Source organism: Chromobacterium sp. CCUG 76385, assembly GCF_059916625.1.
Genome location: NZ_JAUCGU010000008.1, coordinates 75164 through 96057 on the forward strand (window position 1 = coordinate 75164; position 20894 = coordinate 96057).

Annotated in this window: 17 protein-coding genes; 10 read left to right on the plus strand and 7 right to left on the minus strand. The window is 63.5% G+C overall.

The window, feature by feature from the left end; all coding sequences use genetic code 11:
- The first annotated feature begins 1 nt into the window (after position 1).
- Both QUG01_RS07815 and QUG01_RS07820 read left to right on the plus strand, forming a co-directional pair.
- Positions 2-520 (plus strand): twin-arginine translocation signal domain-containing protein, encoded by a 519-nt coding sequence (locus tag QUG01_RS07815; protein ID WP_500829629.1) that lies wholly within the window; start codon positions 2-4, stop codon positions 518-520.
- Positions 517-2127: a GMC family oxidoreductase gene (locus QUG01_RS07820; RefSeq protein WP_500829630.1), complete on the plus strand. Its 1611-nt coding sequence runs from the start codon at positions 517-519 to the stop codon at positions 2125-2127. The genes QUG01_RS07815 and QUG01_RS07820 overlap by 4 nt, the downstream gene beginning before the upstream one ends.
- Positions 2128-2215: 88 nt before the next feature.
- On the opposite strand, the gene QUG01_RS07825 is transcribed toward QUG01_RS07820, so the two are convergent.
- A complete protein-coding gene (locus QUG01_RS07825; RefSeq protein WP_500829631.1) occupies positions 2216-2584 on the minus strand; it encodes a CZB domain-containing protein in 369 nt (122 codons plus the stop codon).
- A gap of 360 nt (positions 2585-2944) precedes the next feature.
- The gene (locus tag QUG01_RS07830) at positions 2945-4987 is read right to left on the minus strand and encodes a site-specific recombinase (protein ID WP_500829632.1); all 2043 of its coding nucleotides are present in this window, start codon (positions 4985-4987) and stop codon (positions 2945-2947) included.
- Positions 4988-5132: 145 nt separating this feature from the next.
- On the opposite strand from QUG01_RS07830, the gene QUG01_RS07835 reads away from it, so the two are divergent.
- Genes QUG01_RS07835 through QUG01_RS07845 form a run of 3 tightly spaced genes read left to right on the plus strand, consistent with a single transcriptional unit; the run spans position 5133 to position 7072 of the window.
- Positions 5133-5717 (plus strand): TetR/AcrR family transcriptional regulator, encoded by a 585-nt coding sequence (locus QUG01_RS07835; RefSeq protein WP_500829633.1) that lies wholly within the window; start codon positions 5133-5135, stop codon positions 5715-5717.
- Positions 5718-5768: 51 nt separating this feature from the next.
- Complete coding sequence (locus tag QUG01_RS07840) at positions 5769-6260, plus strand: DUF4442 domain-containing protein (RefSeq protein ID WP_500829634.1); 492 nt, start codon at positions 5769-5771, stop codon at positions 6258-6260.
- Entirely contained in the window at positions 6257-7072 is an 816-nt protein-coding gene (locus QUG01_RS07845; protein ID WP_500829635.1) for a crotonase/enoyl-CoA hydratase family protein, read from the plus strand. Before QUG01_RS07840 ends, QUG01_RS07845 begins: the two co-directional genes overlap by 4 nt.
- 79 nt (positions 7073-7151) lie before the next feature.
- Here the strand turns inward: QUG01_RS07845 and QUG01_RS07850 are convergent, their stop codons facing one another.
- The 5 genes from QUG01_RS07850 to QUG01_RS07870 all read right to left on the minus strand — a co-directional run bounded on the left by QUG01_RS07850 (position 7152) and on the right by QUG01_RS07870 (position 14581).
- Positions 7152-8354: a branched-chain amino acid ABC transporter substrate-binding protein gene (locus QUG01_RS07850; protein WP_199152774.1), complete on the minus strand. Its 1203-nt coding sequence runs from the start codon at positions 8352-8354 to the stop codon at positions 7152-7154.
- Positions 8355-8642: 288 nt separating this feature from the next.
- A complete protein-coding gene (gene hemH, locus QUG01_RS07855) occupies positions 8643-9731 on the minus strand; it encodes a ferrochelatase (protein WP_500829636.1) in 1089 nt (362 codons plus the stop codon).
- A 48-nt stretch (positions 9732-9779) separates the two neighbouring features.
- A complete protein-coding gene (locus tag QUG01_RS07860; protein ID WP_500829637.1) occupies positions 9780-12083 on the minus strand; it encodes a DNA translocase FtsK in 2304 nt (767 codons plus the stop codon).
- A 57-nt stretch (positions 12084-12140) separates the two neighbouring features.
- Positions 12141-13244 (minus strand): anhydro-N-acetylmuramic acid kinase, encoded by a 1104-nt coding sequence (locus QUG01_RS07865; protein ID WP_500829638.1) that lies wholly within the window; start codon positions 13242-13244, stop codon positions 12141-12143.
- Positions 13244-14581: a peptidoglycan DD-metalloendopeptidase family protein gene (locus tag QUG01_RS07870; RefSeq protein WP_500829639.1), complete on the minus strand. Its 1338-nt coding sequence runs from the start codon at positions 14579-14581 to the stop codon at positions 13244-13246. The genes QUG01_RS07865 and QUG01_RS07870 overlap by 1 nt, the downstream gene beginning before the upstream one ends.
- 200 nt (positions 14582-14781) lie before the next feature.
- On the opposite strand from QUG01_RS07870, the gene QUG01_RS07875 reads away from it, so the two are divergent.
- From QUG01_RS07875 to QUG01_RS07895, 5 genes are all read left to right on the plus strand, one after another.
- Positions 14782-15780 (plus strand): hypothetical protein, encoded by a 999-nt coding sequence (locus QUG01_RS07875; RefSeq protein ID WP_500829640.1) that lies wholly within the window; start codon positions 14782-14784, stop codon positions 15778-15780.
- Between the two features lie 6 nt (positions 15781-15786).
- On the plus strand, positions 15787-17475 hold the full coding sequence (gene recJ / locus QUG01_RS07880) for a single-stranded-DNA-specific exonuclease RecJ (protein ID WP_500829641.1): 1689 nt from the start codon (positions 15787-15789) through the stop codon (positions 17473-17475).
- Between the two features lie 113 nt (positions 17476-17588).
- A complete protein-coding gene (locus QUG01_RS07885; protein ID WP_500829642.1) occupies positions 17589-19139 on the plus strand; it encodes a DNA recombination protein RmuC in 1551 nt (516 codons plus the stop codon).
- Positions 19132-19293, plus strand: coding sequence for a hypothetical protein (locus tag QUG01_RS07890; RefSeq protein WP_500829643.1), 162 nt, complete (start codon positions 19132-19134; stop codon positions 19291-19293). Before QUG01_RS07885 ends, QUG01_RS07890 begins: the two co-directional genes overlap by 8 nt.
- Positions 19294-19686: 393 nt before the next feature.
- Positions 19687-20697 (plus strand): BMP family lipoprotein, encoded by a 1011-nt coding sequence (locus tag QUG01_RS07895; RefSeq protein WP_500829644.1) that lies wholly within the window; start codon positions 19687-19689, stop codon positions 20695-20697.
- Positions 20698-20894: the final 197 nt, after the last annotated feature.

Below are 20894 nucleotides of genomic sequence, written 5' to 3' on the forward strand. Positions count from 1 at the left end.
CATGCCAAGTAGACGACAGTTCTTGCAGACGGGCGCGCTGGGCGCGGCGGCCTTGGCGCTGGCAGGCTATCTGGCGGCGCCGGCAGTGGACGACTCGGCTCAAACGGAATGGGGCGCGCTGCGCTGGCTGCAGCCGGCGGATGCGCAGATCATCGCCGCGCTGGCGCCGGTGATGCTGGGGCTGCGTGATCTGCCGCTGGCCGCCGTCGTCGCCGGCGTGGACCAGGCGGTGGCCGGACTGCCGCCGGCCAGCCGCGACGAGGTGCGGCAGCTGTTTGATCTGTTGGGCAATCGTTGGGCAAGGCGTTGGCTGGCCGGCGTGCCTGCGCCGTGGGGGCAGGCTGCGCCGGATGCGCTGGCCAGCTTTCTGCAAAGCTGGCGCAACAGCCGCTTTCTGCTGCTGCGCAGCGCCTATCAAGGACTCCATCAATTGATCAATGCCGCCTGGTATGGGAATCCGGCAAGTTGGGCCGCCATCGGCTATCAGCAGCCGGCCATGGTGATGGAGCGTTTGCCGTGAGCGATAAAATAGTCGATCCCATTCGGCAGGGCATCGCGGGAGGCTGGAAGGTCATCGATGGCGCGGCGCAGCGCCAGGATCTCAAGCTGGAAGCCGATGTGGTGATCATAGGCAGCGGCGCCGGCGGCGGCCTCACGGCCGAGGTGCTGAGCCAGGCTGGGTTGGATGTGCTGATTCTGGAAGAAGGCGGCCTGTATAGCTCGTCCGATTTCCGCCTGAGCGAGGCGAAAGCCTATCCGCAGTTGTATCAGGAGTCCGCCGCGCGCCAGACGGCGGACAAGGGCATATCGATTCTGCAGGGGCGCGCGGTTGGCGGCGGCACCACGGTCAATTGGACCAGTTCGTTCCGTACGCCGGGCGATACCCTGCGCTGGTGGCGGGATCAGCACGGCCTGACTGCGCTCAGCGAAGAAGCCATGCGGCCGTGGTTCGACAAAGTCGAGCAGCGGTTGGGCATCGGGCCTTGGGAGGGGGAGCCGAACGCCAACAATCAGGTGCTGGAGCGCGGCTGCCTGGCGTTGGGGCTGCGCCATGCCCGCATCCGCCGCAATGTGCGCGGTTGCTGGAACTTGGGATATTGCGGCATGGGTTGCCCGACCAATGCCAAGCAGTCCATGCTGGTGACCTGTATTCCGGCCGCCCTGGACAAGGGCGCGCGGCTGTTGACGCGGGCTCGGGTAGACCGCCTGCAGCCTGACCAGGCGCAGCGCCGCATCGCCGAGGTGCGGGGCAGCCTGCTGTCGGCCGACGGGGTGACGCCGAGCGGGCGCACCTTGTCGGTGCGCGCGCGCCATGTGGTGCTGGCGGCCGGCGCGATCGGCACGCCCGCCATCATGCTGCGCAGCGGACTGGCCGACCCGTCCGGCTTGACCGGAAAGCGCACCTTTCTGCATCCGGTGGCGCTGTCCGCAGCGCTGATGCCGGAGCGGGTGGAGCCTTACAATGGCGCGCCGCAAACCGTCTATTCCGACCATTACATGCATACCCAGCCGCTGGATGGCCCGCTTGGCTTCAAGCTGGAGGTGCCGCCTATCCATCCCCTGCTCGCCAGCGTGACGTTTCCGGGCTTCGGCCCGGAGCAGGCGGGGCTGTGGCGCAAGTTCCCGCATTTGCACGCCACCTTGGCGCTGCTGCGTGATGGCTTCAATGAAGACAGCGTCGGCGGCGAAGTGAAGCTGCGCGGCGATGGCTCGCCGTTGCTGGATTATCCGCTGAATGACGTGTTGTGGGATGGTGTGCGGCGCAGCTGGCTGGCGATGGCGGAGATACAGTTCGCGGCCGGCGCGAAAGTCGTGCTGCCCTTGCATGAACAGTCCAATCCGGCAAGCCGTCTTGGCCAGGCCAAGGCGATGATAGAAGCATTGCCCTTGCAGGCGCTGCAGGCCAAACTGGTCAGCGCCCATGTCATGGGCGGCATGGCGATGGGCGACGATCCGGCGCGCAGCGTGGTCGATGACCATGGACGCCACTGGTCATGGCGAAATCTGACGGTGGCGGATGGTTCGATATTTCCCACCAGCATAGGCGCCAATCCGCAGCTTTCCATCTATGCCTTTGCCTGGCGGGCGGCGATGACCTTGTCTGCGCAGCTGGCGAGGCAAAGTTAGGGCGGCTCGCTCGCCAGGCTTGATGGGGCTGGGCGCACTGGCTGCACAATCGATTCTGGAAAGCCACATCCAAACGCGGCAGAGATGTTCATGCAGACTCTGGCTTGTCCTCGCCTATCGCCTGCCGCAGCAGGTGGATTGACGACGCGGCCGCGCTGATCGCCACATCCAGGGCATCATCGTCCAAGGCGCGCGCCGCGTCTTGAAACCGGCGCTGATTGATCAGGCGCGCGATCTGGCCGGCTTCGCGATGGAGCATGGCATGGCGGCTGATGCAGGTCTGCAGGATGCCCAAGCGGCCATAGGCGCCTTTGGCATGACTGTGCAACCATTGGCCCAGTTCGCAGCGGTCGTCACGGGAGACCGTGTCAGCATCCAGGCTGTTCTGCCTGGACAGCGCTTCTTTCAGGCATTGTTTCAACTCGGCGTGGTTGGCTAGTTCTTGTTCCAAATCCATGGCTACCTCGGCAGGCCGGTGGCGACCGGGCGAGCCATCCTGCGCAACTCGCCGGGTTCGAGACATGAGTATCCTAGCGGCTGTTGATGTTTGGTGAGTGGATCGCGTTTGCGCTACGCCAAACCCGCAGGGCCGGGCGCCTTTCACGCCGATTCTTCGTTGTTTCGCGCTGGCAGAGAATGACTATGCGGCGCGCGAAACGCCTCGATTCGGCGCAAAACGCATCCTGGCGCGACCGCTCTCCAAACGTCAACAACCCCTAGGTATTTATAACTAGAAGATCGCAGATTGTCTGCGTTAGAACTTGTATTTTGGCGTGAAGAACCAAGCGCCAGGGTATGCGCCAGCGCTTGGCGCGGGTCAGTTCTTGGTGGTGTCGGCCGGCGCGGTTTCGGCTTCCGCGGCCGGCGCCGTTGAAGCGGGGGGGATGAAGAAGCGCAGCGGCTGGCGCAGGAAGCTCTTGGCCAGCATGGGAATCAGCGGCAGCAGCAGCGAGCCGGACAGCTTGCGCGAGCGCAGCGCCACCCACAGCGCCAGGAAGAAGCTGACCGCCAGGTTGACCACGCCGATCAAGGCTACCCCGGCGATGCCCAGCAGCACGACGGTCAGCGGCACCTGGAAATCCAGCGCCACGGTGGCGAAGGCAAGGTTGGCCGACGAGAAGGTGATGTGGCGGATGTCCAGCGGCAGACCCAGTATGGTGCCTACGGTGCCGGTCAGCCCCAGGAACATGCCGAAGTAGAAGTTGCCGGCCAGCGCGCCCAGATTATGCTCGATGTAATGCCCAAGCCGCCAGGCGCGGTTCTCGCCCAGCACTTTGCGCAGCAGGCGGTGGCCGGCGATCCGCTCCGGAATGCGCCGGTAGATGGCCTTGTTGTCGTAGTAGCCGGCGATCAGGCCTGACAGGAACAGGAATATCCCGGCGATGGCGGCGTGCGGCAGGGCCAGGCTGTGGATCGGATCGATTTCGTGCAGCAGCTTTTGCGCCTTGGCCGCGTCGACCACCGGCGCGCCGAACAGCGCGTTCCAGCCCAGCGCGATCAGCGCCGCCGTCGGGATGGCCAGCAGCACGTTGCCCATGATGGCGACGAACTGGGTGCGCACCACCTTGACGATGAGCTCCGCCAGTTGTTCCAGTTGCTTTTTGCGGCCGTGCTGTTCATGCAAGACCGCGGCCAGCCGGGCCGCCGTCATCGCCGGCTGCTTGGTGGCGATGGTGAAGTGCAGGATCTGCACGATGATGAAGCCGATGGCGTAGTTCAGGCCAAAGCCTATGCCCTCCCACAGCAGCGGAAGATGGCCGCGCGCCAGCATCAGCTTGATCAAGGCCATGAAGCCGACGATGAAGCCGGCGCCCATCGCCGCCTTGCCCATCTTGGACCAGTCGCGGCGGTCTTCCGCGATGTAATGCTCGCCGTGGCGGCCGGCGTGCTCGGTCACCTGCAGCGCCAACAGTTCGGTATTGGATTTGAACAGGTCGCGCACGCTGTACTTGCGGTTTTCGGCGCGGGCGAAATCCACCAGCAGGCGGAACAGCTGCGGTCGCTGCGCCGGATCATGTTCCGGAGATAGCAGCTCCAGCAGCGCGCGCAGCCGCGCGATGCTTTGCGCCAAGCGCAGGCTGTGATAAGTCAGATTGACGGAGATGCCGTAGCGCGCGGCGTTTTTGCGTACCCGGCCCAGGATGGCCTCGCATTGCTCCAGCAGCACCAGCACCTGTTTTTCGTCTTCCGGCGGCGGCACGCCATCCACCAGCGCCTGCCGATAGCTGTCGACGTAACGCTGCACTTCGGCGTTCAGGTGCATGAAAGGCGAGGCGAAGCGTTCCACTTCCGGGCATACCCGCACCAGTTCCGGCTCCAGGCCGATGGCGGTGATGCGCGCCGACAGCACCTGCACCGATTCCAGCAATTGCAGGCGCGTCTGGCGCTCGCTGTCCTGACGCGGCGTTTCGTGCCAGGCCATGGCGCGCCACAGGGCGTGCCAGGTGGCGTCCGGCACCGCGCCCAGCCATTGGTAATCATCCTGGCGGTTGAACAGCAGGCCGAAGCGGTCGCGCAGCGAATCGGGGTTGTAGGGCATGGGCAGCATGCGCTCGCCCAAGCGGTGCAGCAGGGTGGAGCCGAACCCGTCATTGGCCAGAATGCCGGCCTCGGTGTACAGCGGAATCTGCCGGCTCTCCGCCAGCAGCGTGCTCAGCGACTGCCGCAATGCCTGGCGGTAGTCGGCGTGATGTTCCAGCAGGAAGGACAGCGCCTGCAGGCTGATGGTCGCCTGTTGCGGCGCTTGTCGTTTATCGGGTCGCAGCGCGGCGATCAGCCCCGCCAGGGCTTCGGTCTGGCCGGGTTCGCGGCACAGGCGGCGCAAGGCGGATTCCAGATCGGGAGCAATGTGTTCGGTCATGTTTTGCCAGAATGGGCGCGCGGGGCGCGCGTCTCGGGAATGGGAGCAGCCATCATTTTAGTTTATGCGGCACCGCTCCGAACAGAGGAACGCCGCAGCGGGAGCGGCGATTGACACCTTACTAACCAGTAAGTAGAGTGTTTCGATGCATAATGGTTCCGACAGCAAAACCGACACCCGCAAGCGCATTCTCGACCTGGCCGAGGAGTTGCTGCTGACGCGCGGCTTCAACGGTTTCAGTTACCAGCACATCAGCAGCGAGCTGGGGGTGCGAAATGCCGCCATCCATTACCATTTTCCCAAGAAAAACGATCTTGGCGTGGCGTTGATCCAGCGCTATCGCCGGCGTTTTCAACGCTTCATCGAGCAGCAGGCCGACTGGAGCGCCGCCGAGCAGTTGGAAAGCTACTTTGGACTGTCGGACCAGTATTACCAGCAACGCAAGCAGATCTGCCCCAGTGGAATTTTCAGCACCGAATTCCAAACGCTGCCGGAAGACATGCGGCAGGAAGCCGCCGCCTTCATCGACGAGATGAGGCAGTGGGCGGTGGCCATCGTGCGCAAGGGCCGAGAAGCGGGCGCCATGCGCTATGCCGGCACCCCGGAAGCGGCGGGCATGCTGCTGTTCGCCGCGCTGCAGGGCGGCTTGCAGTTGGCGCGCATCGACGAGAACGCCTTGCCGTTGCTGAAGGAGCAGGCAAGGGTGATGCTGGGCCTGAAACAAATATAACGACACGAGAACCATAATAGAGGGGGTAGCATGGAGTATCGCAAGAACAGCATGAGTCGTATCGCGGACAAAGTCGGCAAGTTGCCGGTAGGCTGGCGCCGGCCTGTGCTGTCGATGATGTTCGGCAAGATCGTCCCGTTCCTGGCCACCGCGGGCCTGCGCTTCGAGGAAGTCGGCCATGACCGGCTGACGGTCTCGATCCGCAACCGCAAGAAAGTGCAGAACCATATCCGCGGCGTCCACGCGGCGGCGATGGCCTTGCTGGCGGAAACCTCCACCGGCTTTGTGGTGGGGATGAATATGCCCGATGACAAGCTGATGCTGCTCAAATCGATGAAGGTCAACTACATCAAGCGCTCGCAGGGCGATATGCGGGCCGTGGCGACGCTGACCCCGCAGCAGATCCAGTCCATGTACGATCAGGACAAGGGCGAGGTGCTGGTTGCCGTGAATGTCACCGACGAATCGGGCGAGTCGCCCATCGTCTGCGAGATGCTGTGGGCCTGGATCCCCAAAAAACGTCCTGAGGTGGCTGCGGCATGATCTCCTTGCAAACGCTGACGGTAGAGCTTGACGACAAGGTGGCGCTGATCCGTTTCAATCGCGCCGACAAGGCCAATGCTTTGAATTGGCAGATGTGGCAGGACTTGCGCAGCGCCATGGACTGGGCTGATGGCGAGCCTGCGGTGCGCGTGGCGGTATTGGCCGGCAATGGCAAGCACTTTTGCTCCGGCATCGATCTGGCCATGATGGCGGGGCTGCAGTCGCAGGTCGACGATAAATGCGAAGCCCGCAAGCGCGACAAGCTGCGCCGCTTGATCATCGATTTGCAGGACTGCGTCAACAGCCTGGAGCGTTGCCGCAAGCCGGTGATCGCCGCTATCCACGGCGCCTGTCTGGGCGGCGGGCTGGACATCGCGCTGGCCGCGGATTTCCGACTGGCGGCCAAGGATGCGGTGTTCGGCGTGCGCGAAGTCGATATCGGCATGGTGGCCGATGTCGGTTCCTTGCAGCGGCTGCCTCGGGTCGTCGGCGAAGGCGTGGCGCGCGAGATGGCGCTGACCGGACGCGACATGGTGGCGGACGAGGCGCTGGATGTCGGCCTGGTCAACCGGGTGCTGGCGGACGAAGAGGCCCTGCTGGCCGCCGCCATGCAAAGCGCCTGGCTGATTGCCGGCAAATCGCCGCTGGCGGTGCGCGGCACCAAGGAAGTGATGAATTACAGCCGCGATCACAGCGTGGCCGATGGGCTGCAGTTTGTCGCGGGATGGAATGCGGCGATGCTGATTTCGGAAGACATCCAGAAAGCCGCGATGGCGGCGATGATGAAGCAGCAGGTCAGCTTCCGCGATTGATGGTCGGACATGGCCGCTGGATCGGGCGGAATAAAAAAAGAGGCGCCGTTGGCGCCTCTTTCTGTTCCCGTTTCTGCGCTTACTTGGCTTCGCCGCCGACGGTGGACACCACTTCCCATTTGCCGTTCTTCACCTGGTACACGGTGACGGCGCCGTTCTTGATGTCGCCCTTGTCGTCAAAGGCGATGTGGCCGGTCACGCCCTGATAGTCGGTCTTGCCCACTTCCGGCAGATAGACTTTAGGGTCGGAGGACTTGGCGCGCTTCATCGCGTCAACCAGCACCATCACGGCGTCGTATTCAAACGGCGCGTAAATCTGCACGTCGGTGTTGAATTCCTTCTTGAACTTGTCGTCGAAGGCCTTGAAGCCCGGCATCTTGTCGCGCGAAATGCCGCAGCTGGAGGCGTATTGGCCGTCGGAAGCGTCGCCGGCCAGCTTGATGAACTCCGGAGTCTGCCAGCCGTCGCCGCCCATCAGCTTGGCCTTGATGCCCAGGCGCTGCATCTGCTTGGCCAGCGGGCCGGCCTGCGCGTCCATGCCGCCGTAGAACACCAGATCAGGTTTGGTGGACTTGATCGAGGTCAGGATGGCGTTGAAGTCGGTGGCGGTGTTGTTGGTGAACTCGCGCTTGACCACTTCCGCGCCATTGGCTTTGACCGAACCCTCGAACTGGTCGGCCAGGCCTTGGCCGTAGGCGGTGCGATCGTCAATGATGGCGATCTTCTTGGCCTTCAGCTCCTTGGTGGCGAACTCGCCCAGCGCCTTGCCTTGCTGCACGTCGTTGGCGATCACGCGGAAGGTGGTCTTGAAGCCCTGCTTGGTGTAGTCCGGGTTGGTGGCGGACGGGGAGATTTGAGGAATGCCGGCATCGGAGTAGATCTTGGAGGCCGGGATGGTGGTGCCGGAGTTCAAGTGGCCGACGACGCCCACTACGCCGGCGTCAACCAGGCGCTGCGCGACTTGCGTGCCGATTTTCGGGTCGCCCTGGTCGTCTTCCGACACCAGTTCGAACTTGACCTTCTTGCCGCCGATCTCGACGCCTTGGGCGTTCAGGTCTTCGATGGCCAGCTTGGCGCCGTATTCGTTGTCCTTGCCCAGGTGGGAGATCGGACCCGACATCGGCGAAACCTGGCCGATCTTGACGGTGGCGCTGTCGCCGCCGGAAGCGGCTTGGGCAGGAGCAGAGGCGGCCTGTCCCGAGGCCGGCTGTTCCTGTTTGCTGCAGGCAACCATGGCGAGCGCGGCGGTGGCGATCAGGCTGAGGCGAGCATATTTATTCATAGAGATTTCCCCTGAATCTTTCTGTGTAGACTTTGATGATCTCTTTCGGTAAACCAACTACACCTAATTTGCGGTGGTCAGTTGCAACTGATTATGGTGACCAGTTTATCGGGGTGTCAATGTGGAATGCCGCAGACCTAGTGAATATAGGATCATTATTTACATTTTGCGCAAAACAAATTGAAAACGGGCATATCGCGGAAATTGCAATATGCCCGGTGACGGTTTTTTGTGTTTGATTTATAAGGATTTGTCCAGGTCGAGTGCGCCGGCGGCGCGCACTTGATGTCAGTGGCTTGCCCCCATGTCATGCGCGCGCGCCGCGCGGGCGCGGCCATCTTCTGCCGTATTTTCCAGCCAACCCGTCAGATTGTTTTTTACAATTGCCGCCAAGCCGGTGATCCATTGCGGGTCTTCGTTCAGGCAGGGAATGTAGCGGAATTCGCCACCGCCGTTGTTGAGAAAGGTTTCCTTGCCTTCCATGGCGATTTCTTCCAGCGTTTCCAGACAATCGCCGACAAAGCCTGGGCAAATGACATCCACTTTGGCGGTCTTTTCCTTGCCTAGCTGGGTCAGCACTTCGCTGGTATACGGTTTGAGCCATTCGGTGCGGCCGAAACGGCTCTGGAAACAGATGACATATTGATCCTTCCGCAGTTGCAGCGCCTCGGCCAGCAGGCGGCCGGTTTTCTGGCATTCGCAGTGATACGGATCGCCCTTGTCGCGGGTGAAGCGCGGCACGCCGTGGAAGCTCATCACCAGCTTGTCCGGCTGTTGGCCGTATTGCCAGTGCTTGCGCACTTGCGCAGCCAAGGCGGCGATATAGCCCGGATCGTCGTGAAAATGCCGCACGGTGCGGATTTCCGGCATATTGCGCAGCCGAGTCAAGACGCGGAAGGCTTCATCCAGCGCGGTGGCGCTGGACGAGGCGGCGTATTGCGGATACAGCGGCAGCAGGAGCAGCTTTTCCACGCCTTGCTCGCGCATCTTGCCGATGACGCTTTCGATGGACGGATTGCCGTAGCGCATCGCGTAATCGACCACCAAGTCGCGCAGCCCCATTTCTCCCAGCTGGCCTTTCAGCAGCTTGGCCATGTTGCGGGTGTGCAGCAGCAGCGGCGAGCCGTCCTTGGTCCAGATGCTGGCGTACTTCTTGGCCGATTGCTTGGGTCGGGTGTTGAGAATGATGCCGTTGAGGATCAGCCACCATGGCAAGCGTGGAATCTCGATCACGCGCGGATCGGACAGGAATTGCTTCAGATACGGGCGCAGCGCTTGCGGGGTGGGCGCTTCGGGCGTGCCCAGATTCATCAGCAGCACGCCGATTTTGGGCGTGTAATCGTGGCGGAATGCGGGTTCGGGCAGATAGCGGGGCATGGCCATCCTTATTGATATCGAAGAAGGGGCGCGCGGCGCCCCGAGGGCTTAATCGTCTTGCCGGGCCGGCGCCAACACGGTGCGGTTGCCGTTGTTTTCCATCGGCGACACCAGGCCGGCGCTTTCCATCTGCTCGATCAGCCGCGCCGCGCGGTTATAGCCTATGCGCAGATGGCGCTGCACCGAGGAGATCGATGCTTTGCGCGTTTTCACCACGATGGCGACGGCTTCGTCGTACAGCGGGTCGGACTCGGCATCGCTGTCGCCGTCGATGCCGGCGCCGGCGGCGCTGTCGTCTCCGTCAGCCTGGCCGGTGAGGATGCCTTCGATGTAGTCTGGTTCGCCGGTTGTCTTCAGGAACTCGACCACGTGGTGGACTTCCTCGTCGGATACGAAGGCGCCGTGCACGCGGTTGGGGTAGCCGGTGCCCGGCGGCAGGAACAACATATCGCCCTGTCCCAGCAAGGCTTCCGCGCCCATCTGGTCCAGAATGGTGCGGCTGTCTATCTTGCTGGATACCTGGAAGGCGATCCGCGTCGGAATATTGGCCTTGATCAGGCCGGTGATGACGTCCACCGATGGACGCTGAGTGGCCAGAATCAGGTGGATGCCGGCGGCGCGGGCCTTCTGCGCCAGACGGGCGATCAACTCCTCTATCTTCTTGCCCGCCACCATCATCAGGTCGGCCAGCTCGTCAATCACCACCACCACCAGCGGCAGGGTGTCCAGCGGCTCGGGCGTTTCCGGCGTCAGGCTGAACGGATTGGGAATCTTCTCGCCGCTCTTTTCGGCATCTTTGATCTTTTGGTTGAAGCCCGCCAGATTGCGCACGCCCAGCTTGGACATCAACTTGTAGCGGCGCTCCATCTCGCCTACGCACCAGTTCAGCGCATTGGCCGCCTGCTTCATATCGGTCACCACCGGCGCCAGCAGGTGCGGGATGCCTTCGTAGACCGACAGTTCCAGCATTTTCGGGTCTACCATGATCAGCCGCACTTCCTTGGGCGTGGCCTTGTACAGCAGCGACAGAATCATCGCGTTGATCGCCACCGATTTGCCGGAGCCGGTGGTGCCCGCCACCAGCACGTGCGGCATCTTGGCCAGGTCGGCCGATACCGGCTGGCCGGCGATGTCCTTGCCGAAGGCGATGGTGAGCTTGGACGCCATGTTCTGGTAGCTGTCCGAGCCGATGATCTCGGTCAGGCGGACGATCTGGCGTTTGGGGTTAGGCAGTTCCAGGCCCATATAGGTCTTGCCCGGTATGGTTTCCACCACCCGGATGGAGACCAGCGACAGCGCGCGCGCCAAATCCTTCATCAAATTGACGATCTGCGCGCCCTTGACGCCGACGGCGGGCTCGATCTCGTAGCGGGTGATCACCGGGCCGGGATAGGCGGCGATCACCTTCACCTCCACGCCGAAGTCGGCCAGCTTGCGCTCGATCAGCCGCGACGTGTACTCCACGGTTTCCTGCGAGACCGGCTCCTGTTGCTCCTTGGGCGCGTCGAGCAGGCTCAGGCCGGGCAGGGCGGCGTCCTTGGGGTCGGCGAACAGCGATTGCTGCACCGGCTTCTGCGCCTTGGCCGATACCGGCACGTCCAGCACCGGCGGTTCGATGCGAACCGGCGCGGCTTCTTCAATCTTTTTCTTGGCGACGGAAACCTTCTCTTCGCGCTTCTGCGCGGTTTCCTTGCCGATTTCGCGGTCTTTTTTCGCTTGCCAGCTCTGCCAAAGATTAATGACTCCGTCTTCGATCGCGCCGCCTATCTTTTCCATCAGGTCCAGCCAGGACAGGCCGGTGAACAGCGAAAAGCCGATGGCGGACAGCACGCCCAGCAACAAATACGCGCCGGACAGTCCAAGACCGTGGGCGATGTGCTTGCCCAGGTAGTGGCCGAGCATGCCGCCCGCGTCCAGCGGCAGCGTCACCAATTTGCCATCCAGCACAATGGCTTCGAAGCTGGCGCTGGAAAGCAGCAACAGGAAGAAGCCGCCGACGGCGGCGGCGGTGATGGGATTGAACTTGAAGCCCAGGCTTTCGATGCGGCGGTAGCCCCAGCCTATGGCTACCAGGCAGAACACCACCAGCCACCAAGCGGAGAAGCCGAAGACATACAGCAGCATGTCGGACAGCCACGCGCCGAATGAACCGCCGTAATTGCGCACGGTGGGGTCGGACGAGCTGTGCGACCAGGACGGGTCAAGCGGCGAATAGCTGGCCAGCACCAGCACCAGATAGACAGCCGCTACCGCCATCAGCAGCCACCATGCCTCGCGGAGCAGGGAGACCAACTGCGGCGGCAGCGGTGTTTGATTATTCTTGACTACGGCCTTGCGCTTGAAAAATCGCATTTTTTTCATATTTGGCTATGACAGCTGCTGATTATAGCCTGATGTGCCGTTTTCAGCTCACCGCGGATGCAACACCCCCAGAATGCGCGGGCCTTGCGCGCCTGTCACTGCCGGCAGGTTGCCCGGCTGGCGGTGGACGAAGCGCCAACCCAGCCAGGCGAAGGCGATGGCCTCGATCAATTGCGCCGGCATGCCCAGGGTCTCGATCGGCAAGACGCGCTGGCCATCCAGCAGTCGCGCGATCTGCGCCAGCAGCGCGCCGTTGCGCGCGCCGCCGCCGCAGACGTAGACCGCCTGATTGCCGGGGCAGTGTGCCAGGATGGCGTCGGCGATGCTGCGCGCGCTGAAGGCGAGCAGCGTGGCCTGCACGTCTTGCGGCGCCGGCATGGACTGCTGCGCCGCCAGCTTGGCTGCCAGCCAGGCATCGCCGAACAGGTCGCGGCCGGTGCTCTTGGGCGGAGGTTGCTGAAGATACGGCTCGGCCAGCATGGCCGCCAGCAAGGGGGGGTGAATATTGCCGCCAGCGGCCCAGCGGCCATCGTCGTCAAAAGGCTGGCCAGTGTGGCGCAGACACCAGGCATCCATCAGCATATTGCCGGGGCCGCAGTCGAAGCCGATGGCGGGCTGGCCGTGGTGCAGCCGGGCGAGGTTGCTGATGCCGCCGATATTCAGGATTACCCGTTTCTCATCGGGTGACGCGAACACGCTTTGCTGGAAGGCCGGCACCAGCGGCGCGCCGTGGCCGCCGGCCGCCACATCGCGGCTGCGGAAGTCCGCTATCACGTCGATGCCGGAGAGCTCGGCCAGCCGCGACATATTGCCCAGCTGTATCGTGTAGCCGTCTTGCGGCGCGTGGCGTATGGTCTGGCCGTGGCAGGCGATGGCGCGGATGGCGTCGGCTTGCAGGCCGGATTTGGCCAGCAATTCGCCGACGGTCCGGGCGTAGATTTCGGCCAGACGCGTGGCCAGCGTTGCGCTGCGGTGCAGTTCATCGTGGCCGCGCGGCTGCAGCGCCAGGACGTCGGCCTTGATCTCGGCCGGATAGGGCAGGGCATGGTCGGCCAGCAGCTCGGGGCGCCCGGCCTCGTCAAAGCGCGCCAGCACGGCGTCCACGCCGTCCAGGCTGGTGCCGGACATCATTCCAATATAAAGGTCGTTCATCAATCGATCATGGCAATGTTGGCCGGGATGCTTTGCAGCAGATTCAGCTTGGCGCTCAGCGCGACGCGTTTGGCGCCGAACTGGGCGAGCTGGGTCTGGCTTAGCCCCGGCGTGGGCAGGGCGTTGGTGGCCGGATCCACCGGCTGATCATTGATTCTAACCTCAAAATGCAGATGCGCGCCGGTGGAGCGCCCCGTGCTGCCGACATAGCCGATGATGTCGCCAGCCTTGACCTTGGCGCCCGGCTTCATGCCCTTGCCGAAGGCGCTCATGTGGGCGTACAGGGTGGTCAGCCTGCCGTTGTGGCGTATCATCGCCACATTGCCGTAGCCGCTCTCGCGTTGCGCCTTCACCAGTTCGCCGTCGGCCGGTGCCACGATGGGCGTGCCGGCGCTGGCGGCGTAGTCGATGCCGGAATGCATGCGCAGCGTGCGCAAGATGGGATGCTTGCGCAGGCCGAAGCCAGAGCTGATGCGGGCGCCGGCCACAGGCTGCCGGCTGAAGCCCTTTTTCACCGGCTTGCCGGCGGCGTCGTAGAAGGCGCCGCTTTCGCTGTCGTGGGCAAAGTAAAAAGCCTGGTGCAGCTGCCCCGCGCGCTGAATGGAAACCGCCAGCAGGTTGCCGCTGGCGATCGGAGTGCCGGCGTAGACCATGGTCTCGTATACCAGATTGATGCTGTCGCCCGCCTTCAGGCTGGACAGTTCGAACTGGTCGGAGAACACTTCGGCCAGTTGATTGCGTATGTCGGCCGGGACGCGGGCGGCGGCCAATTCGCTGGCCGCGTTGCGTTTGATGGTGAGAGAGCGCACGGTCTCCATGCTGTCCGCCGCCACCGGATCGGCGCTGGCCTGCCATTTGCCGTCGCGCTGTTCCAGCGCCACCAGGTTTTGCTCGCCGTTGTCGTCATCCTGCAGGAAGCGCAGGCCGAACAACTCTCCGGCATCGTTGGTCTGCACCGACAGCGTCGCGCCGACCTTCAGCTTCAGCAGATTCTTGGCTTGCGCGTTGTCGCCGTAGAGCAGGGCGCGCACCTCGTTGGCGCGTATGCCCACGCGGTTCAGCACGCGGGCGATGGTGTCGCCGCGTTTGACGGACTCGTCGCGCCAGTATCGGGTTTGGCTGTCCACAAAGCGGAACTCGGGCAGCGCCAGCCGCTCCACCACCTGTTGCTGTAGGATCGGCGGCGGCAGGGTTTCCTCAGCGCCGTTGGCCACGGCGAAGGCGGTGGCGGTGCCCAGCAGCGGCAGGCAGGCGGCCGCGCCCAGCCAGCTCAGGTGGTGGTTGATCAAGCGGTTGGCGCACTTTTGCGGGATGTGTAGCAGTTTGCGATAATCCATCACTTTTCCAGGCGGGCGGCGGCCCGCCTTGATGCAAGATATTGACGAGGTTGGGCGCCGCGGCGGCGAATGCCAAAGCGTGTTTGGCGAGCGGCCGGGGCGATAGTTCCAGCTAGAGGCGACAGTTTGCCTGATATCATGGTCCCCGCCTAATTCCTATCGGCCAAAATGGCCTTTGCTTTCAATCATTTGGCAAGAAGATGAAACTGACTCTGTTATTACCCGGCCTGTGTTGGCTGGATGCGCACGACGGCGCGGAAGTCAGCAAGGGGCTGAGCCTGCCTGCGCTGCAGCGGCTGCTGGGCCAAGGTGTCCTGCAGCGCCGCGGGCAGGGCTTTTCGGCCAGCATCGCCGGCCTGTGGGGCGCGCCGCCGGCTGGCCTGGCCCGGCTGGCCGCGCGCCAGGCCGGCCTGGACGCGGGCGCGGGCGAGTGGCTGCTGGCCGATCCGGTGCATCTGCGCATAGACCGCGACCGCGCGCTGCTGGCCGATGTCGGCGTGATGCAGGTGGCGCGCGACGAGGCCGTCAAGCTGACCGACGCGCTGAACAGGCACTTCGGCGAGGATGGACTGACTTTCCATCCGCTGCAGACCGGGCGCTGGCTGCTGCAGGCGGCCAAGCCGCTGGCCGCCAGCTTCACGCCCTTGTGGGACGTGGTGGGAGAGGACATCAATCATCATCTGCCGCAGGGCGAGGCCGGCCTGGCCTGGAGCCGCATGTTGAACGAGCTGCAGATGCTGCTGTACACCCAGCCGGTCAACGACGAGCGCGAAATGCGCGGCGAACTCGCCATCAACAGCGTGTGGCTGTGGGGCGAGGGCCAGCCGGCCGCGTGGCGCGCGCCGGCGCCGCGCCTGTTGGCGGACGACGAGGCTTTGCACTGGCTGGCCGCCGAAGCCGGCATGCAGGCCGACGGCGCGCCATTCGCCTTCGATGGCTTGGAAGGCGAGGCGGACAGCCTGCTGGTGCTGGACGCCTTGCAGGCGGCGGCGCAATACCGCGACGCCTGGGGTTGGCGCGAGGCGCTGGAGCGCCTGGAGCGCGACTGGTTTGCCCCGCTATTACAGGCTTTGCGTCGCGGAAAGCTGGCGCAGCTGACGATTATCGCCACCGGTCCGGCCGGTTTTGAACTGAGCATCGCGCCGGCGGATCTGTGGAAATTCTGGAAACGCGCGCGGCCGCTGGCGGCGCTGTATTGAGAGACCATGTCGCAAATCGTTACCCGAGAAGTCCCCGCCGAGCTGCAGCAGAAATTGCTGGGGCAAGGCCTGACGCCGCTGCAGGCGCGGCTGTACGCCGCCCGCGGCATTGCCGACAGCACGGAGCTGGATTATGGCCTGAAAGGCCTGCTACCTTATCAAACGCTCAAAAACGCCGAGGCGATGGCGCGCCGCCTGGCCGACGCCATCGCCGCCGGCCAAAAGCTGCTGGTGGTGGCCGACTATGACGCCGACGGCGCCACCGCCTGCGCGGTGGCGGTAAAGGGCCTGTCCGCCCTGGGCGCGACCATAAGCTACATCGTCCCCAACCGCTTCGAGTACGGTTACGGCCTGACGCCGGAAATCGTCGAACTGGCGGCGCAGAAAAGGCCCGACATCATCGTCACCGTGGACAACGGCATCGCCAGCGTGGCCGGCGTCGAGGCGGCCAGGGCGCGCGGCATCGAGGTGCTGGTGACCGACCACCACTTGCCGGGCGACACCTTGCCGGACGCGCTGATCGTCAATCCCAATCAGCCCGGCTGCGAGTTTTCATCGAAAAACCTGGCCGGCGTCGGCGTGATGTTCTACGTGCTGATGGCGCTCCGCGCCGAAATGCGCGCGCGCGGCGCGTTTGCCGGCAAGCCGGAACCGAATCTGGGCGAACTGCTGGACCTGGTGGCGCTGGGTACGGTGGCCGACGTGGTGCGTCTGGACCGCAACAACCGCACGCTGGTGGAAAACGGCCTCAAACGCATGCGCGCCGGCCGGATGGCGCCTGGCATCGCCGCCTTGTTCCGCGTGGCCGGCCGCGCCCACTTCAAGGCCAATACCTTCGACCTGGGCTTCACCCTGGGGCCGCGGCTCAACGCGGCCGGCCGGTTGGACGACATGAGCCTGGGCATCGCCTGCCTGTTGGCAAGCAACGAAGAGCAGGCAGTGCGCCTGGCGCAGGAGCTGGACAAGCTGAACCGCGAGCGGCGCGGCATCGAGGCCGGCATGCAGGACGAGGCGCTGGCCGCGCTGTCCGGCATCGACGCCGGCAACCGCTACACGCTTAGCCTGTACCGCGACGACTGGCACCAGGGCGTAGTGGGGATTGTGGCTTCGCGTTTGAAGGAGCGCTTTCATCGGCCATCCATCGTTTTCGCGCCAGGCGACGAAGGCGAGATCAAGGGCTCCGGCCGCTCGATTCCCGGCTTTCACCTGCGCGACGCGCTGGATCTGGTGTACAAGCGCCATTCGGGGCTGATCCTGAAGTTTGGCGGCCATGCGATGGCGGCTGGCCTGAGCCTGGACGAAAGCCGCTTCGGCGAATTTCAGCAGGCTTTCGAGGCGGTGGCGCGCGAACTGATGGATGAGAAACAGTTGACCCGCACCATTGAAACCGATGGCAGCCTGCCGGCGCGCGAACTGAGCCTGAATCTGGCGGAGACCTTGGCGGCGGAGGTATGGGGCCAGGGCTTCCCCGTGCCGTACTTTCACGACCAGTTCATGGTGGTCAACCAGAAGCTGGTGGGCGACAAGCACTTGAAACTGCGGCTGGCGCGCGAAGGCTGCGAGTTCGACGCCATGCTGTTCAATCACGCCGACTGGCTGCCGGAGCGCATCCAGGCGGTATATCAGCTGATCGCCAATGAATGGCAGGGGCGCAAGGAGCTGCAGGTCTATCTGCAGCATTGGGCGGCGGCTTGACGTAGGGCGGAAGCCCGGCAAAGCCGGGCGTTCCGCCTGTTTATGGCAAGCGATACATGGCGGATCGCCGTTCGGGTATCCGCCCTACGCCTGGCATCGATGGGGAAAATTGAATGGAAATGTTGATCATCGGCCTGCTGGTCGGTTTGATGGGCGGCGGCGCGGCCTGGTTTGCCGCGCGCAGCAGGGCGGCCAGGGAGCTGGCGCAAATCAGCCAGCAGGCCGCTCAGTTAGACGCGCAATGCCAGGGATTGCGCATGCAACTGGATGAGGCGAGGGCGCGCGAGCAGGAGGCTGTTCGCGCGCAGCAGGCGCAAGCGCAGCAACTGGCCGAAAGCCAGACCCAGCTTGGCGCGTATATTGCACGCGCGCAGCGCGTGCCGGAACTGGAGAAGCAGCTGCAGGAGCGCGAGCAGGCGCTGGCCTCGGCTCAGCGCGAGCTGCGCGAGCTGGCGTCGCAACTCGCGGCGCGCGAGGAGCAGGGCCGGGTGCTGGAGGCCTTGGAGGCGCGCAGTCTGCAGCAGGGGCAGGACATCGTGCGCCTGACCGCGCGCGAGCAGGAGCTGGCCACCACGCTGCAGCAGGAGCGCCAGCAGAGCCAGGAAAAGCTGGCTTTGCTGATGGAGGCGCGGCAGACCCTGTCCGACCAGTTCAAAGCCCTGGCTGGCGACATCCTGGAGGAGAAGTCCAAGCGCTTCACCGAGCAGAATCAGCAAAACCTTGGCGCGCTGCTGACGCCGCTGCACGAGCGCATCCAGAACTTCGGCAAGCTGGTGCAGGACACCTATGACAAGGACAGCAAGGAGCGGCTGACGCTGGAAACCGAGCTGAAACGCTTGCAGGAACTGAACACGCGCCTGGGCGACGACGCGGTGGCGCTGACCAACGCGCTGACCGGCGCCAGCAGCAAGGCCCAGGGCACCTGGGGCGAAATGGTGCTGGAGAAGGTGTTGGAGACCTCTGGCCTGACCAAGGATCGCGAGTATCGGGTGCAGGTGTCGGACACGCTGGAAACCGAAGATGGCAGCAAGCGTTACCAGCCGGACGTGGTGATAGACCTGCCGGAAGGCAAGCAGCTGGTGGTGGACTCCAAGGTGTCGCTGAACGCCTATGTACGCTACACCGCCGCCGACAACGACGCCGCGCGCGAGGCGGAGCTGAAAGGCCATATCGCCGCCATCCGCGCCCATATCCGCGCCTTGTCGGAAAAGCGCTACCAGGACTTGTACAAGCTGAACACGCTGGACTTCGTGTTCATGTTCATCCCGGTGGAGCCGGCTTATCTGCTGGCGGTGCAGCACGATATGAGCCTGTTCAACGAGGCCTTCGAGCGCCGCATCATGATCGTCGGCCCCAGCACGCTGCTGGCCACGCTGCGCACGGTCGCCAGCATCTGGCGCTATGAATACCAGAACCAGAACGCGCAGGAGATCGCGCGCCAGGGCGGGGCGATGTACGACAAGTTCGCAGGCTTCGTCGCCAATATGGAGAAGCTGGGCAAGCAGCTGGATGCCGGTCGAGACACCTTTGCCGACGCGATGAAGCAGCTGTCCAGCGGCCGCGGCAACTTGATGACCAGCGCGGAAAAATTGCGCAAGCTGGGCATACGCAACAACAAGCAGTTGACTGCCCCGCTGCAGCTGGAAGACGATGGTGATGAGTGAAGGCTGCGGCGAGATCGTGCTGAACGAGGCTGGGCAAGATGTTCAACTCATTGATCGCCATCTCGCCATCTCGCCATCTCGCCATCTCGCCATCTCGCCATCAGGCGTCAGGAACACATTAGCTCCGGCCATGTCGCTGCATTTCAGTACCTGAAACGCCTTATCAGCATCAGCATGTGTCCCATGGTATGGCAGGCCGCCGGCTTGTCTTACCGCGATCTGATCAGCGCCCTGATCGAGCTGGCCTTGGAAAAAGGCAGGCAGGACGCGGCATTGTGCCGCAGCGCGGAGCTGCCGATGTGAGCGCTTGTTTTTAGATTTTCAGACAATCTTATCTATATTTGTTTACACGAGGGGTGGCGCTGGGTAGAATCTCGCCGCTTCAATTGGCGAGTTGTATGCGCCGCCCGCGGGCGGCGCTTTGCATATGCCATCTGTCCCGTTCGCCGCGCTCCAGGGAGCTTCCGGCGCGACGCGCGCCTCGTTGAAGCGCCGGTTCGACCCGATCGGCCGGCAGTCCATCTCAAAACTACTACTAGAAAAGTTGATGAAAATGACATTTGCGATCAAGACCGCAGCTTGCGCCGTAGCCGCAGCTCTGGTGGCCGGCCCGGCGCTGGCCAAGGACTTCTCCGTTGCCGTGGTCTACGACCAGGCCGGCAAGTTCGACAAGAGCTTTAACGAAGCCGCCTACACCGGCGCGGAACGCTTCAAGAAAGAGTTCAAGATTGATTACCGCGAAGGTCAGCCCACCAACGACGCGCAGAAGGACCAAGTGCTGCGCAATATGGCGCGCAAAGGCGCCGATCTGGTAGTGGCAGTCGGTTTCGCTTACACCCAGTCCATCGAGACCGTGGCCAAGGAATTCCCCAACACCAAGTTTACCCTGGTGGACGCCGTGGCCAAGGGCCCCAATGTGCAGAGCATCGCCTTCAAGGAGCAGGAAGGCTCCTTCCTGGTGGGCATGGCCGCCGCGCTGAAGTCCAAAACGGGCAAGGTGGGCTACCTGGGCGGCATGGATGTGCCGCTGATCCGCGCCTTTGGCTGCGGTTACGCGCAGGGCGCGCGCTATGTGAATCCCAAGGCCGTCGTCCTGCAGAACATGCTGGGCACCACCCACACCGCTTTCAACGATCCGTCCCGCGGCAACGAACTGGCCAAGAGCCAGTTTGATCGCGGCGCCGACGTGATTTTCGCTGCCGCCGCGCTGTCCAATGTGGGCGTGATCCAGGCCGCCAAGGGCGCCGGCAAGTTCTACATCGGCGTGGACAGCAACCAGAACTACATGCAGCCGGGCACGGTGCTGACCTCCATGGTCAAGCGCGTGGACAACGCCGTGTATGAAACCATGCGCGACGCCAAGAACGGCACCTGGAAGCCCAGCGTCAAGCTGATGGGCCTGAAGGAAAACGGCGTGGATTGGGCCTTGGACAAATACAACCGCGCGCTGATCACGCCGGAAATGGAAAAGAAGATCGTTGCCGCGCGCCAGGATATCATCGCCGGCAAGATAAAGGTGGTGGACTACCGCGCCAACAACAGCTGCCCGGTCAACTGATCAGTAGCCGCGTCAGACAATTAACCCCGTGAGGGGGCAATGCCGTTCACTTAGGCGAGTGAGCGGCATTTTTTTTGACGCGTCGCGTTCGCCGTGCGGGCAATTTTCCATGGCGTTCCTGCGTGCCAGGCATGGGTAGTTATATTTGAAATGCATTTTGTTGGCGGGGTGGGTGGTTGTTTGTCGTTTTCACTGTG

Coding starts and splice junctions, on each gene's coding strand:
- QUG01_RS07815 (WP_500829629.1), top strand. CDS start 2: ATGCCAAGTAGACGACAGTTCTTGCAGACGGGCGCGCTGGGCGCGGCG.
- QUG01_RS07825 (WP_500829631.1), bottom strand. CDS start 2,584: ATGGATTTGGAACAAGAACTAGCCAACCACGCCGAGTTGAAACAATGC.
- QUG01_RS07830 (WP_500829632.1), bottom strand. CDS start 4,987: ATGACCGAACACATTGCTCCCGATCTGGAATCCGCCTTGCGCCGCCTG.
- QUG01_RS07835 (WP_500829633.1), top strand. CDS start 5,133: ATGCATAATGGTTCCGACAGCAAAACCGACACCCGCAAGCGCATTCTC.
- QUG01_RS07840 (WP_500829634.1), top strand. CDS start 5,769: ATGAGTCGTATCGCGGACAAAGTCGGCAAGTTGCCGGTAGGCTGGCGC.
- QUG01_RS07845 (WP_500829635.1), top strand. CDS start 6,257: ATGATCTCCTTGCAAACGCTGACGGTAGAGCTTGACGACAAGGTGGCG.
- QUG01_RS07850 (WP_199152774.1), bottom strand. CDS start 8,354: ATGAATAAATATGCTCGCCTCAGCCTGATCGCCACCGCCGCGCTCGCC.
- hemH (WP_500829636.1), bottom strand. CDS start 9,731: ATGCCCCGCTATCTGCCCGAACCCGCATTCCGCCACGATTACACGCCC.
- QUG01_RS07860 (WP_500829637.1), bottom strand. CDS start 12,083: ATGCGATTTTTCAAGCGCAAGGCCGTAGTCAAGAATAATCAAACACCG.
- QUG01_RS07865 (WP_500829638.1), bottom strand. CDS start 13,244: ATGAACGACCTTTATATTGGAATGATGTCCGGCACCAGCCTGGACGGC.
- QUG01_RS07870 (WP_500829639.1), bottom strand. CDS start 14,581: ATGGATTATCGCAAACTGCTACACATCCCGCAAAAGTGCGCCAACCGC.
- QUG01_RS07875 (WP_500829640.1), top strand. CDS start 14,782: ATGAAACTGACTCTGTTATTACCCGGCCTGTGTTGGCTGGATGCGCAC.
- recJ (WP_500829641.1), top strand. CDS start 15,787: ATGTCGCAAATCGTTACCCGAGAAGTCCCCGCCGAGCTGCAGCAGAAA.
- QUG01_RS07885 (WP_500829642.1), top strand. CDS start 17,589: ATGGAAATGTTGATCATCGGCCTGCTGGTCGGTTTGATGGGCGGCGGC.
- QUG01_RS07890 (WP_500829643.1), top strand. CDS start 19,132: ATGAGTGAAGGCTGCGGCGAGATCGTGCTGAACGAGGCTGGGCAAGAT.
- QUG01_RS07895 (WP_500829644.1), top strand. CDS start 19,687: ATGAAAATGACATTTGCGATCAAGACCGCAGCTTGCGCCGTAGCCGCA.